Source organism: Pedobacter suwonensis (assembly GCF_007833675.1).
Taxonomy (GTDB): Bacteria; Bacteroidota; Bacteroidia; order Sphingobacteriales; family Sphingobacteriaceae; genus Pedobacter; species Pedobacter suwonensis.
The window spans coordinates 558,122-572,360 of record NZ_CP031708.1; the positions used below are offsets into that span (position 1 = coordinate 558,122).

Genomic DNA, 14,239 nt, shown 5'->3' on the forward strand with positions numbered 1-14,239 from the left:
TGAGTTTGACGAGGTATAGAAATGCCTAGAAATACATTTAAACATTTCCTTCGACAACATAACATTGACAGAAATCCAATAGAGTAGCCGTCATCTCGACCGGAGCAACGCGAAGTGGAGAGATCTTTGGAACAGATTATTTAATCAAATTTAAAAGATTTCTCCGTTACGCTACCGATGAAAATCGGTTAGCTTCAGTCGAAATGACGATACTATTCATTTAAATTTACCCGTCAATCATATTTATTTATATAATAAATTACTCAGGATGACAATGCTATATTATAAAACATCCTCAAGGACAAAGGTTATTTTCTAATTGCGATATCTACAGGAGCGCCTGGAATACCTTCAATCTTTTTAATGAATGCGCCGTTCATTCCTGTTGCTATATTCAAAAAAGTAACGGTTTCTTCTGTTCCTACCATTAAGCTTTCTTCATCTTCGCTAAGTTTTAACATCGAAATTGTTTTTCCGGTAAAACTGGTCACCAGTTCCCTTAACTCTTCGTTTACAGGATTATATCGATAAACTTTGCTGCCATTGGCCATGTAGATAACGCCATTTTTGGCGCCACTCCATTTGGTGTTTTCATTAATCAGGTCCTGGCGTACAAATAAGCGCTTATGTTGCGGGGTAAAGGTAAATGGCCCGTTAAACTGGACGTTAAACTTGAGTTCATAGATTTTACCATCTGTTCCTTTGCAATAAGCAAAACAATCAGCGTTGTTCAGTTGCTCCAAATGAACCAGGTCCATCCCCACATTCAGCGGATCAAAAACACTGGTAGTTACTGAATATTGGGTACCAAAATATACAGGGGCGCCATACAGATTGATCCGCACAAATTGTTTTCTATTGCGGTCAAATCCGATAAAATAAGTGGCTGACTGCGTGAAACTCATCACAAAAGATGGAGCAAGTTCATAATCACCATCAGCAGGTAAACCGAACATACCGTAAGTGGCTGCCTGATCCCAGGTACTGGTGGTACCGCCAAAAAATTTGCCGTTTACAACACCCATCATTACCCCTTGCGGATGAGAGATCAGTGAACCCACTTCCAAACCATCTGGTGGCGTAAAGAAATTATCCTTTAACGTATTTGGATATTTAGGATCCTCCTGCATGGTATTAGGCTCCAGCCTGATGCCGCCGTTTTTGGTAATGATCCAATAACCTAACAAAGTACCACCGGTAAATGTATTCCTTAGCAGGAACAAATTGGTAGGGTTTGGTGGCAAATCTTTCCCTTGCATGGCACGGTACAAACGCGCCTGTACACTACCATCTGGTTTTACAAACGAAAACTGAGTGATTCCATTTTCAATGCTTAATACCGTTGTGCCTTTGGCAAATTCAGTTCCCCCGTCAATGTAAAATTTATGGAAATACTTCATCCCGTTTGCTTTGTTGTAAACCGTAAGGCGGGCAGGATACCTTTTGGCCTGCAAACCGAAAATGATCCTTAACGCAGGGCCGGTATATAAAACATCATTCCCCTCAATTACGCTAATTCTCCATTGAAGCTCTACATTTGCTGCATCAACACCTTCTATTTTGGGTTTGATAATTAAACTGTCGCCAACATTAGCAGTGTAAACAGAATCGAGGTTGGCCACTTCAGGCGCTATCGGCATATCGATATCGTAATTGCCCAGGTCTTTATGACATGCGGCCATAGACAGTACACCAATGATGAGTATGATTAATTTTTTAATGTTCATGTTCTTCGAATTAAATAACCTCATTGCCATTTTCATCTATAAAATAATATTTACCGTTCTGCATGTTTTTTCTTAAAAGCGTTTTTTTAGCCGGATTGCTCTTATTGTAGAAGTAATAGCTATTGGTATCGCCTGGGGTCACTTCTTCGATAACATAACCTTTGGTGGCATTTTTAGCTACCCAGTTAAATGGATTGTTTAACATGGTGGTCAATAAACCGATATAATACAGGTTTTTCGGGGCATCAAGTCCATCGGTAGTAAGAGAAGTCTGCGCAGTTACCAGAATAAACAATTCGTGTTTGGTTCTTGAGTAAGGGGGTAACGGCCAGGTATCCCACCAGCCTGGTTTTTCCAATTTGGATGAGAATACTACTTTTGCCCTGATTAAGTAAGGGTTTTCGATACCCAGATCCGGCGTTCCGGTTAGTTTGATCAGTATTGAAACCGATCTGTTTTCCAGTTGCCGGTCTTTATTATAAATCACCACCGGAATATAACCTATTCCTTTATTCGGAAGAATAGAATATTGCGGTTTCAAAGCCTCATAATGTAAGCCCGGCGTAGCGGTAGAAGAATCGGCCTCTACGCGCGCACTGAATTTGCGATCTGCATTGGTTCTGATGCCAGATAAGCGTACCGGCAGCCATACGGTATCCTGCGCCAGTGTAGGGTTATAGGCAAATGTTCTTACGATGCTGTCTTTATCTCCGTTGTAAATATCGAAGTACACATTTGCGCTATGATCGAAACGCATTTCTTCTGCTTTTTTGCAGGAAGCCAGACAAATGATTGCGAATATTAATATGTATATTTTCATAATTTTCGATTAATAAAAATTCAAATTGTTTTACCTTCCTCCATAAACCACCTCATCGTTAGGGAGAGGAAGTACAAAAATGTTATCGGAAGCCGGAATGATTACCCCGGTCTGGCCAACAATACCTCTATTTAGCCTTTTATACATGTAAAACAACTGGCCTTCTGCCAACCATTCCTTACGTGCATCTTTAAGCAGTTCTTTTAATAGGTCTTCTTCACTATTGATGGATAAAGGATCGCCAATCTGTCTGGCTTCGCGAACCTGCTTAAGGTAATTTACAGCCTCGGCTGGATTACCTGCATATGAACATTCGGCGGCGATATAATACATTTCACTAAGCCTGATGGCAGGAGCCATTAAATAATGTAGGTTTGCATTTGCTTCAGCGCTTAGCGGATTTCGACGGTATTTAACAATATCATAAGATCGTGATGATTGGTTCGAGGTAGCAGACAACCAATATTTATAACGCGAGTCGCTTGCGCCAGCGGTAGCCTTTTCATAAATATAATCCGCAGCATCTTCAATAAGGTAAAAGCCCCTTGTACCACTTTGAAACCAATTGTCTTTGATTTCTTTTGCAGCGCCCGGTATATACCATCCGAAAACAAGTTCTTTGTAAAGAATCCGGTCTTTTTTGGAATCTTCGAATGCCTCAAAATCACTCTTTGCCGTCCAGGGGAATTTTTTGGAGTCAATTACGTCTTTTGCATTCTGTAAGGCTTTAGCTTTATCATTTTTATAAAGATATACCCGGGCAAGCGTACCACATACGGCAAAATAATTTAAACGGTGCCTTCTGTTCTGTAAAAACAGACTTGGGTTGCGCTCTTCCGTATTTTTGAGTGTATCCGTAACTAAAGGATAGTTTACAATATATCCGGCACTGCGAATCGGATCGGCCGTTAACAATTGTTTAGCCTGCTCCAGATCTTTAATAATGAGATCGATCGTTTCTGATACAGTTGAAACTGGCGTAATCTCTTTGGTATATTTATTTGCATACGGAATGCCTTTAGCGGTGGGATTTCTAAGGTAAGAAGGAGCAAAAAGACGTAATAAGTCGAAGTGCAGATAAGCGCGTAATGCGAGCGCCTCTCCTTTTACAATGGCATAATTACTGCCGCTAAAAATGTTCTTTTTTGCATCCACATTTTCCAGAATCAGGTTACAGTTTACAATTGCATTGTATAAACCAGCCCAAATTTTGTCCTTCCGTTTAATAAATTCGCCATGTTTATAGTTGTACAGCGAGGTTTGCCTGTAATCCTGACCATCATCACGCATCGAAAAATTTTGTGCAAGTACTTCGGTTGTACCAAAGGTAAGTTCCTTGCCATACAAATCTGATTCGGTACTGCGGTTGTATACGCCGTTTATGGCTTCCATAAAACCACTTTCGGTACTGAATAAAATGGGTGCCGCGATTTCTGATTCCGGCTCAACTTCCAGCCATTTTTTGCAGGAACTCGCTAATCCTGCTATTACGATGAGGCAGATCAACAATCTAATCTTCATATTTTTATATTTTAAATCCGTTAATTAATATCGCTTAGAAAGCTGCTCTGATAGAGAAGGTTAAACTCCGGGTAAATGGATAGTTAATCCCTCTTTCTTCCTTTACCGATGACCAACGCAGCACATCATTTGCGGTTACCTGGAACATCAGGCTCGACATCGACAATTTGGATGCGATTTTTTTATTCATATCATAAGAAAGGTTAACTGACTGCAGGTTGATCAGGTTATCAGGTTGTATGAATCTTGAGCTGACATCTGTTTCGCCGTTATCTGCTATGTTCTTATAAAAAGATAAGTCGCCGGGCTGCTTCCATTTTTCTTCAAACACCCTTTTATCTACATTATATCTTGGGTCGGCATTTTCAACACGTTCTACCAGGGTGAGGTTATATTTATCGCCTCCAAAAAACGTTTGGAACTGCACATACAGGCTAAACCTCCTGTAGTTAACGGTTCCGCCAAAGTAGCCGCTTACTTTCGGGTTAGGATCGCCAATTACCACATAATCTCTTTTATCATAATCGTACGTCAACGTACCATCTTTTTTGATGTATAATTCCCGTCCATTCTCCGGATCAATGCCTAATGAGCGTACCCCATAAATGGCATTAAATGGCTGCCCTTCACTAAACCGAAGCAATGGAATCCCACGGTAACCTCCGTCACCCGGCTTTAACGATTGCAGTTCATCTGCCCTATCGTTGTATTTCTTTAAAGCGTTTGAGATTCTGACCACCTTATTCCTATTGGTAACCATATTGGCATTCAGGTTTACCGACCACTCTTTGCTTCTTACCGCCTCAACGTTTATACCCAGCTCAGCGCCTTTGTTCTCCATGTCGCCAAGGTTTTCTTTATAAGACAAAAACCCTGTTGACGGTGGCAATGTAATATCGGCCAGAATATCTTTGGTAAACTTTTTATATATCCTAGGCAAAATCATTACGCGGTCTTTAAACAAGCCAATGTCAACACCGATATCCGTCATCCTGGTTTTTTGCCAGCCCAGATTTTCATTACCATAACTGTTTACATTGGCGCCTATGCCTGATGAATACCAGTTTCCGGTGTTATACTTATAGATGGTTTTGGATAAATAAGGATCAAATTCTACCGAACCGGTTAGCCCTGTAGATGCCTTTATCCTCAGCTGGCTGATTACTGGGTTATTCTTCAGAAATTCTTCCTGATGTACGTTCCAGCCTAATCCGAACGACCAGAACGGAGCGAGTTTATTATTTACACCAAATTTTGACGAACCATCAATACGAACGGTCCCGTCCATCAGATAGCGGTTTTTGTAGGAGTAGTTTACTGTAAAAAACGAACCGAATAAACGGGCCTTTTCCAGCCTGCTCTGTGGTTTTCCATCTTCAGCATAACCTTTGGCAAAGCCAATGCTGGTAAAACGATCGTTGGCAAAGCCTACAGCCGTGAATTCTTTTTGATCGCGCAATTCTGTACGGGCATTCACACCCACCAGGGCATTAAAATAATTTCCACCGATCTGTTTTAACCAGGTTAACCTGATGTTACTGTCCCAATAGGTTTCTTTCATTTCCCTGTTGGTATACTCCCCTTTTTCATCAATTTTATCGGTGGTATACAGGTAATATTTATTGGCTTGCGGCGAGGTGAAGATATCATCAGAATTCGCTCGTGTAGTTAAACTCATTTGCGCTCTCAACCTCAGGTCTTTTGCCACTTCTAAATCGGCAGAAAGGTTATCAATAATTTCGGTGTATTTGGATTTATTGAAACTGCTCAAACTGGCATCGAACAACGGGTTAAATACATATTCTTTTGATCTGTCCTGCTTTTCGTATACGTCCGAAATCCTCATGGCCATACCATTGGCATCTTTTAAGGGATAATAAGGATTCATCCTTACATAATTGGAAAAATCGCCATAGGGAGATTCTGTAGCACCCACTTGTGTTACGGATAATTCATTTCTGAACTGAAGTTTTTTTACATTGTATTGAAAACTCATTCCACCCGAATACTGATCTCTTTCAGAGCCTTTCATCGCTCCAGGCCTGTTTTGATAGCGAAGGTTTACATTGTAGCGAAATGCCTGCGAACCGCCGTCCAGGTTGATCGCATGTTTATGGCCTACGGTGTTACGCAACGGTTGTGACAACCAGTAACTATTTACCCCACCAACAACATTGGCTTTTTTATGGTAATAAATTTCATCCAGCTGATCTTGAGGCAGCTGTTGTTTAGAAGAGCTATATAATCCGGCCAAAACTTCGTAATCCAGTTTTTCAGCCGCATTTAAAACCTGGTAATCGGTCAGGTCTGCCGCAGTAAGATTCAGTTCGTAGTTATATTCTACACGCAGTTTACCCTCCAGTGGCGTTTTAGTGGTAATTACAATTACACCATTGGCCGCGCGCGAACCGTAAATTGCCGTTGCAGCCGCATCTTTTAATGAGGTAACTGATGCAATCCGGTTCACGTCCAGATCAAATACTTTTTGCACGCTCACTTCATAGCCATCCAGCATAAAAACCGGCATGTTCGCCGTTCCAAGAATATCATCTCTTCTCAGCACCTGCCCGTCACCGCTGGGCAGCGCAGAAGCTCCCCTCACATTAATGGAAGGAATCCGGTTGGGGTTTGAACCTGCGAGGTTATTGTCGATCAGTTTAAAGGAAGGATCGAATGTGCCGATACTTTGCAGCAAATTCTGTGGATTTACCCTTCTCAACTGTTCTCCGGATATGGTTACTGCATTACCGGTGTAGTTGTCCTTTTTAATGGTTTGATAACCGGTAACCACCACATCGTTCATCTGGGTCATCTTCGAAGTAAGCTTAACGTTTAACGTTTTAGTACCTGAAACCTTGGTTTCAAATAACTCATAGCCTACATAACTAAAGACCAAAATGCTTTCATCATCAACATTGACTTTGAATTCACCTTTTTCATTCGTGATGCCTACACTGGCACCGTTTTTAACCGAAACATTAACGCCGGGAAGGGTTTCGCCAGTAGCCTTATCAGCAACCACACCCCTTACCTCGATTTTTACTGCAACCCGCGTTGCAACAACCGGTAAATTTTCTTTCGGGCTGATTACGATGGTTTTGTTAACAATGTTAAAACTCAGATTTTGATCTTTTAAAGAAGCATTCAGTGCATCGGTGAGTGATGTGTTATTAAACTCAACCGTTACATCAGGTTTATCCTGCAGCAATTGCCCCTTATAAAAGAAAAAATAGCCTGTTTGCTTTTTGATCTCTTTAAAAACCTGTTTAAGCGAGGTTTTTCTTCGAGAGAGCGTTACTGTTTGCGAATAGGTGGCTGCCGACAAATGTAAGGCACCTACCAATAGTAAGATTGCAGTCAATTTCATGACCAATAAAATTTTAGTCTTTACCCTCCGCATGTCGCACACGGGGTTGTAAAGGGTAGTTAATTTCATACCTTTGTTATGAATGAGGTTAAAAAATAGCAGCTGGGTTTCGAAGCAAGCTGCTTGTCCAAATTTCTACCGGAAGCGTTGCTGCGCTTTCGGTTTTTTTTAAGGTATTCCGTTTAAATTTCTGGTAGTTTTTTCATCATAAAGTTTAGTTAGTTTGTAAATTGGTTGGTTGATTTTTGTGGCTGTTTAAAGAAAAGCCATTCTTATTTAATTTCCTGTTATGGTAAGCACCTTGCCTCTAACATCAATATGAACGTGGTTAAGTTCCAATATTTGAAAAACCTCCGCCAGGTTGCTGTTTCTTGGTATTTCTCCTACATACTTTTCCGATGTAATTTTGCCCTGATAAACTACATCTACATTATACCAACGTGAAATCTGGCGCATAATGCTCTGCAGATCGTCGTTATCGAAAGCGAAAACATTATTTTTCCAGGCCATTTCTTTATCTATATCTACCTGCTCATTCAGCGATAACCTGGCACCGGTTGCATTTAATAGCGATTGCTCGCCCGGGTGTAGATTTACCGAACCCGATGGTGTACTCACTTTTACGGCGCCTTCTAACAGCGTAGTTTTTACAACAGTTTCATCTCTATAAGCGTTGATATTAAAATGCGTACCTAAAACTTCAACCGTTTGTGCCGCTGTTTTTACCCTGAAAGGACGTGCACGATCCTTTGAAACCTCGAAATAGGCTTCGCCATTTAACTCCACCAGTCTTTCATTTTTTGCAAAAGCATAGGGATATTTTAATGTTGTGGCTGCGTTCAACCAAACTTTCGTTCCGTCAAGAAGATTTACCTGATATGTTCCCCCGCGTGGTGTAGCAATCATATTCGATCCGGTTACCGTTGCATTCGGGATTTCTTTAATGCTGTATTCGAGCTGACCGTTTTTTGCTTTCCTGATCACAATGCCACTCTGATCCGCAATCTGACCGTTTTTAGCGTCATCCAGGTTAACAACAGTTCCGTCTGCCAGCGTAAGCACCGCTTTGTTTCCACCTGGAAGTATATTTTTCAATTCGGTCTTTGCCGTTAAAGGAGCAGCATTATGCCGCGTAACAAAATATAACCCAACGCTAAAGCATAAAATGATGCTTGCAGCGACTGCAACCCATTTAACAGTAACCAATTTTAATGATTTTCGGCCACGGTTTAAGCGGTTCCAAACTTCCTTTTTGCTTGCTGCTATAAGGGAATGTTGGGGTACATTTTTTTCAAATGGTAATTGTTGATACCAATCTTCCACTACAGTCATCTCCTCCGGCGTACAATTACCTGAAATGTACTTATCTAAAAGCTTTCTAGCATTTTTTTCCATTGAAAAAGATTTGTTTGGTCTGATTAATGTATATACGGCTAAGGTATAGGCCTGGGGGTATCAGTAAATTATTTTTTTTTAAAAATAATTTCTTGGCAGCCTCAATTAAACAAAAAAAGGTATGGATTAATTATACTAAAAGAACATTAGTGATAATTTTTAAATAAAAAAGCCACATAAATAACCAGTCCTAATCTCGATTTAAGAATCCGAAGTGCTTTTTTAACCTGTGTTTTAACCGTTAATTCAGAAAGACCTAATTCCAGGGCAATTTCTTTATGAGATTTATTTTCTTTACGGCTCAGAATAAAAATCTCGCGCATTTTGGGCGGCAAAGCATCAATTTCCTGTTCTATTAACCTAGCCATCTGTTTTTCACGCACCATATAATCGGTCAGCACATGATCCTGATCGATATAATCCTGCAAAGAATCAACGTATCTGTTTTCTACTTTTTGATGTGCAAATACATCCAGCACACGGTTACGTACTGCGGTGTACAAATAAGCTGAGAGGTTACCATCAGGCGCTACCTGCATACGTTTAACCCAAAGCGACTCGAACAACTGGTGCAAAACATCTTTCGCTTCTTCTTCATCATTTAAACGCCTGCTGGCATGGATAAAAAGTAATCCATAAAAGCGGTTGTAAATTTCGGTAAAGGCAAGCTCATCACCCTGAGTTAACAAGTATGCCAATTCGCTGTCAGAATATGAACGGTAAACACCCATAGAGATCAACACAAAGATAGTACAATACAATCGGTTTCATCGTATCACGCTGGCTGTTATCGCTCTAATTAGCTTTTGTTTTCATTTTTTTACATGGCATCTCCCTATTTTGGGACAGGCACTAAATGAATCCGATTTAAAATCAGGATACTGCTTCTTGGGTTTAGGAGCAAGTTTATTCACCCTTCCAACTTTAATATAAAACGCAGCCGAGGCCACTTAGCCCCGGCTGCAGCATTACCCTGCAGCAACGAGGTACGAGGCAGCGAAGCGTAAAAGCAAAAGACGGGAACACACTCCCCTACATATAAAGGCCTTGCGCTCCCATCATTAGTGCTTTTAAAAGATTATTATTCAACTACTGTAAATGGGAGAATCAATTTTCTTCAGGGCTATTTCATCACTTTAGATTCAACCGTATCGGCCTTTTCTTTTTCGAAAACATAGGCAAAATGTTTAAAGGTTTCATTTGCAGCGTTGATGGCCTGTTCTTCTTCTTGTTCAGTTTTGGCATGCGCATTTAAAACAGCAATAAAATTGCCCCACATCATTCCTGTAGCTTCACCATAGCCGGAAAAGAAAGAAACGCCCTGGTTAACCCCTCCTTTTTCGAGCATTTTTACAATGATGCTTCCCCCCATGATCGAACCTTCCAGTACATATAAAGCGCCTAATGCCTGCACCGTGTTTTCGATTTTTGGTACCGTTGTATAAGGTAGCCCGGAGATATCGCTACCAAGTTCCAAAATATCAGCTTTGATATACTCCGAATTTCTACGCTGCGCATAATCAGGCAGGACGGATTCGGTAATATATGGTTTGATGGTTTTTTCAATATGGCTGAAATAAGCATAAAAATGTTTCAGGAGATCCGCATAATCTACATTGTTCCTGATGGCTCTTAACTTCAAAACAACCTGTTTCTCTAAGTTCTGATGTGCAACTTTGGTAGCCTCTTTAATATTGGTACTTAACATGTGCTGTAATTAATGGTAATTGAATAATTAATCTTTATATAAACGATAGGTTAATCCTGCCAGTACAATTCGTCCGGGCTGCCCCGGCATAAGCGGATCGGTATAATTTAAAATATTATCTACGGTAAGCCTGATGCTTAAATGTTGTTTCATAAGCTTCTTTTCAAAAGCCGCATTGAGCATCCAAAAGCCATTTACGAAGGTATCATAACGGTCGATAAACTGGTTTCCATTAAGATCCCCAAATGGATATTTACCCCTATAATTGATACGGATATTTAAACCGGTATCCCAGGGGCGGTAGTTATAAAATGCTTTGAAGTTGGCCATGTGCCGCGATCGGTTCTCGATCCCCCAATAATCAGCAGGTTTTGGTGCATAAGAATTTCCGGTTGCCGGATCATGGATGTTCTGGTTGTATGGGTAATGGCCTGCTTTAATGCTGTCGATTACGCTGAGGTCTCTGGCAATCAGGTACTGGTAACCTGCACTCAGCTCCAGATTTTTAACCAGACTAACGGCAAAAGACAAATCTACTCCCTTATTCACAGCCTTTGGCAGGTTTTGATAGGTAAAGATATTACGATTTCCGGTACCGGTTGCTACCTGTATACTGTTGATCTGATTCCGTAAACTATGTTGAAAAACACCTGCCTCCAACTTGATATTGTCTTTAGGTTTCCATTCCAGACTCAGGTTTAAGGATGTACTTCGTTCTGCCTGCAAGTTCTGATCGAGCTGGTTAAGCAGAAAACTCCTGATCTCACTGATCTGTCCCTGCTTATCTAAGTTGTTTAATGTTTGCCTCAGCACTTCATTGCCTATTACCAGATAATTGGCCGCCGGATTATAAAACACCAGGTATCTTGATTTAAAATCCGGCGCTTTAAATCCTGTACCGGCGCCCGTCTTCAACGTTAATGTCGGTATAATCTTATATTGCAGGCCTAAACTGGGGTTCAGCTTACTGCCATAAGCATTGGTTAAATCGTAGCGTAGTCCTGCAACCCATCCAAGGTTCCTGTTCAGTTGCCAATCGCCCTGTAAAAAAGCAAAAGCGTTGTTGACCGAACCCGGATTAGTTAGTGAAAAATCGTTCATCGTTTCGACGCTTCCCCCCAAACCACCTGTAAATTTAAGATCATTATTCACGCCATAGGCAAACTGCTGTTCAAAACGATGTAGGTTCTGCACAAAAACATCTTTGGTAATGCCACTATGCGTTTGCTGCCAATCTACGCTTTGATCTGATCGGAAATTGGTATAATAATAACGACTTATGCTGCGCAACCCTGACCGGAAATGATGATCGAAAGTGGCTGAAAGATTTAAATCCTGCTCGTCCTGACTGTCGCCGGAGATAATGCCCAAACCAAAATCTTTAGACATAAACGATTTCCTTAAGCCATACCTGGCGCTAAACGCCAGCGTACTGCCTGGAGTTAGACGGTACCTCACCCTCCCTTGCAAAGCATAATTATCATAAGGCGGTGCTGTGGTTCCCTGCCGGATGTACTTTGGATTGGTATTAAAACCATCGGTACGGTAATAATTTGCAGACAGGTTGGCCGAGCCCCGTTGCGATGCAAATGGTGTTTCGCCCTCCAGGGTTATATCAGTTATATTTAAACTTCCGTAACTGGCTGCAATCAATGCCTGCGGCTGTAGCGCACCATAGCGGGTAACAATGTTGATCGCCCCGCCAAGGGCCTCGCTGCCAAAGAGACAAGACGAGGCACCTTTAACGATCTCAATCCTTTCGATATTGGAAACGCTGATCCTGGATAAATCAAAATTTCCGCTGTTGCGACCAACCATAGGCTGTCCGTCAATTAATATCATCACATATTCGCTACTAAAGCCCTGCATCTGCACCCCAACCGAACGGGCGCCGCCGCCAATGTTGTTTACAATGGCAATGCCTGTTTGCTCTTTTAATACCTCATCCAATCTTCGGCTGCCCATTAGTTCGATGGTGCGCCTGCTGATTACTGTAACCGGCATGGCACTGCGTTCCAGTTTCAGCAGATGGTCAGGAGCAACACGATTTTCAGATACGGCCACCTCGTTAAGTTCTTGCTCTTCATCTGATAGTTTAATCATCAGGTGATTAACAGCTTTGGTAATTTTAATATTGGCCTGGTAACTTGCTTTGCCAACCATGCTTACCGTCATCAGGTAATTACCGATAAATAGCTTCGTGAAACTGAAATTTCCCTGCTCGTTTGTCTCGGTGTTATGTCCATCCGGTTCGAGGCGTACGGTTGCACCAGCTAAAGAATTACCTTTATTGTCGGTAACGGTGCCTTTTAAAATTCCATCATCCTGTGCGGCCAATTTAAACTGGCAAAACAGAAGAAAAAATATAATAGCGTATAGTTTAAGCATATTTATTGTGGCTAAGCTTTTTTTGCCTTACCTTATTGTTTTCTTAACCTTAACCTGTTTTCGAACATAATACTTTCTTTTGCAACAGGTTGCGAAAGATCATTTTTAACTGTAATCATTTTAGCTGTTGTGCCCGTTAGGTTTATCGATTGTTTTGTTGTCCGATTAATCAGTTGCAAGGCCGCACTTAAACAACTTTCAGCCGGGTCACCCAAAACAGGATTATCTGTACCCTTCACAGCAACGTCCGGTGGCATGCCTGTAAAATAATCTGACCAGCCATTGGCATTTTGAATCAAAAAACTGCTCAGGTACACACTGTATTGATCGATGTTGATGCCGAAAAAGCCAACGGGCTTGCCATAGGTTTTCTCTCCAATCAGTTTGACCTCAAAATAAGGTTTTAAACTGCTGATCAGCATTTCGCTGGCCGATGCAGTATTGCCCGAAACAATAAAATAAACAGCCTGGATAGTCTGTAAATTTCCCTTTTTATTAAACTTATACGTATTGCCCGCTATAGTATAATCTACATCAGCCATCGTAGCCATGCGGCCGCTGTAAATGGTTGTTTTTCCATTCGCATCCAAATAAGGTTGGTGTTTCAGTATTTTTGCGCTGCCGTTCTGCATGGATGGGTTAAATACCTCACTGTACATCACTTTACCATTCAAACTGGCTGGTACAATTAAATCAGCTACATATTCTGCAGTTTCCAGATAACCGCCACCGTTGCTTCGGAGATCAATTACCATAACTTTTGGATTGGCTGCTGCAAATTCAGAAAACACCTGGTCCAAAGCTGCTTTACTATTATTTAGTGAAGGAAACGAAGCCAAAGCCAGGTAAGCCACCGTTGCATTGGCATTGGCAATTATTGTACTGGCAAGCACAGCCGTGTTTGGCTTTGTAACGCCGGCAGTACTGCCGGGAATATTTTTCCCCACCTGAAGATTGGAATATTTTGGATTTTCGAAATATACGGGCAACTCGTAAGGTTGACCAGTAGCCGGGTTTATTTTAAGCTGCGATATATCAAATAGTTCTTTCCTGAAAGTGGTGATGTCAGAACCGACCCCTGCATATTTTTGCCTTGGGTTAAATTCGGCATAACCAGGCAGTACATCGTTCCATAAGTATACCTGCTTAGCGTATAAAAAGATAGAATCGAGCGTCAGCTGGCTTCGCGTACCTGTTGTAGGCGAAATAATCTCATCGGCCTCATCAACAGCAACATTTGGCTTTTTACAGGCAGAAGCTGCTATCAGCATCAGCGGGAGTAGCGTAATATATAACTTAATGTAACGTTGCAT

General features: G+C 41.3%; 9 protein-coding genes. All 9 read right to left on the bottom strand.

Annotation, left to right across the window (positions count from 1 at the left end; genetic code table 11):
* Positions 1-308: 308 nt before the first annotated feature.
* On the bottom strand, positions 309-1,727 hold the full coding sequence (locus DV942_RS02195; protein WP_186462399.1) for a PKD-like family lipoprotein: 1,419 nt from the start codon (positions 1,725-1,727) through the stop codon (positions 309-311).
* 10 nt (positions 1,728-1,737) lie between these two features.
* Complete coding sequence (locus DV942_RS02200; protein WP_145854927.1) at positions 1,738-2,547, bottom strand: DUF4843 domain-containing protein; 810 nt, start codon at positions 2,545-2,547, stop codon at positions 1,738-1,740.
* Between the two features lie 30 nt (positions 2,548-2,577).
* Entirely contained in the window at positions 2,578-4,068 is a 1,491-nt protein-coding gene (locus tag DV942_RS02205; protein WP_145854928.1) for a RagB/SusD family nutrient uptake outer membrane protein, read from the bottom strand.
* A 34-nt stretch (positions 4,069-4,102) separates the two neighbouring features.
* Complete coding sequence (locus DV942_RS02210; RefSeq protein WP_145854929.1) at positions 4,103-7,435, bottom strand: SusC/RagA family TonB-linked outer membrane protein; 3,333 nt, start codon at positions 7,433-7,435, stop codon at positions 4,103-4,105.
* Positions 7,436-7,711: 276 nt separating this feature from the next.
* Complete coding sequence (locus tag DV942_RS02215; protein ID WP_145854930.1) at positions 7,712-8,830, bottom strand: FecR family protein; 1,119 nt, start codon at positions 8,828-8,830, stop codon at positions 7,712-7,714.
* 146 nt (positions 8,831-8,976) lie between these two features.
* Positions 8,977-9,591 carry an RNA polymerase sigma factor gene (locus tag DV942_RS02220; protein WP_244950806.1) on the bottom strand — a complete coding sequence of 205 codons (615 nt, stop codon included), beginning with the start codon at positions 9,589-9,591 and terminating at the stop codon, positions 8,977-8,979.
* A 362-nt stretch (positions 9,592-9,953) separates the two neighbouring features.
* A complete protein-coding gene (locus DV942_RS02225) occupies positions 9,954-10,538 on the bottom strand; it encodes a biliverdin-producing heme oxygenase (protein ID WP_145854932.1) in 585 nt (194 codons plus the stop codon).
* 27 nt (positions 10,539-10,565) lie between these two features.
* Positions 10,566-12,926, bottom strand: a complete 2,361-nt coding sequence (locus DV942_RS02230) for a TonB-dependent receptor (protein ID WP_145854934.1) — start codon at positions 12,924-12,926, stop codon at positions 10,566-10,568.
* 32 nt (positions 12,927-12,958) lie between these two features.
* Positions 12,959-14,239 carry a S41 family peptidase gene (locus tag DV942_RS02235; protein ID WP_145854936.1) on the bottom strand — a complete coding sequence of 427 codons (1,281 nt, stop codon included), beginning with the start codon at positions 14,237-14,239 and terminating at the stop codon, positions 12,959-12,961.

Excerpts from the sequence above, each read along its gene's own strand:
- DV942_RS02230 (WP_145854934.1), bottom strand. The coding sequence starts at position 12,926 with ATGCTTAAACTATACGCTATTATATTTTTTCTTCTGTTTTGCCAGTTT.
- DV942_RS02205 (WP_145854928.1), bottom strand. The coding sequence starts at position 4,068 with ATGAAGATTAGATTGTTGATCTGCCTCATCGTAATAGCAGGATTAGCG.
- DV942_RS02235 (WP_145854936.1), bottom strand. The coding sequence starts at position 14,239 with ATGCAACGTTACATTAAGTTATATATTACGCTACTCCCGCTGATGCTG.
- DV942_RS02195 (WP_186462399.1), bottom strand. The coding sequence starts at position 1,727 with ATGAACATTAAAAAATTAATCATACTCATCATTGGTGTACTGTCTATG.
- DV942_RS02215 (WP_145854930.1), bottom strand. The coding sequence starts at position 8,830 with ATGGAAAAAAATGCTAGAAAGCTTTTAGATAAGTACATTTCAGGTAAT.
- DV942_RS02200 (WP_145854927.1), bottom strand. The coding sequence starts at position 2,547 with ATGAAAATATACATATTAATATTCGCAATCATTTGTCTGGCTTCCTGC.
- DV942_RS02210 (WP_145854929.1), bottom strand. The coding sequence starts at position 7,435 with ATGAAATTGACTGCAATCTTACTATTGGTAGGTGCCTTACATTTGTCG.
- DV942_RS02225 (WP_145854932.1), bottom strand. The coding sequence starts at position 10,538 with ATGTTAAGTACCAATATTAAAGAGGCTACCAAAGTTGCACATCAGAAC.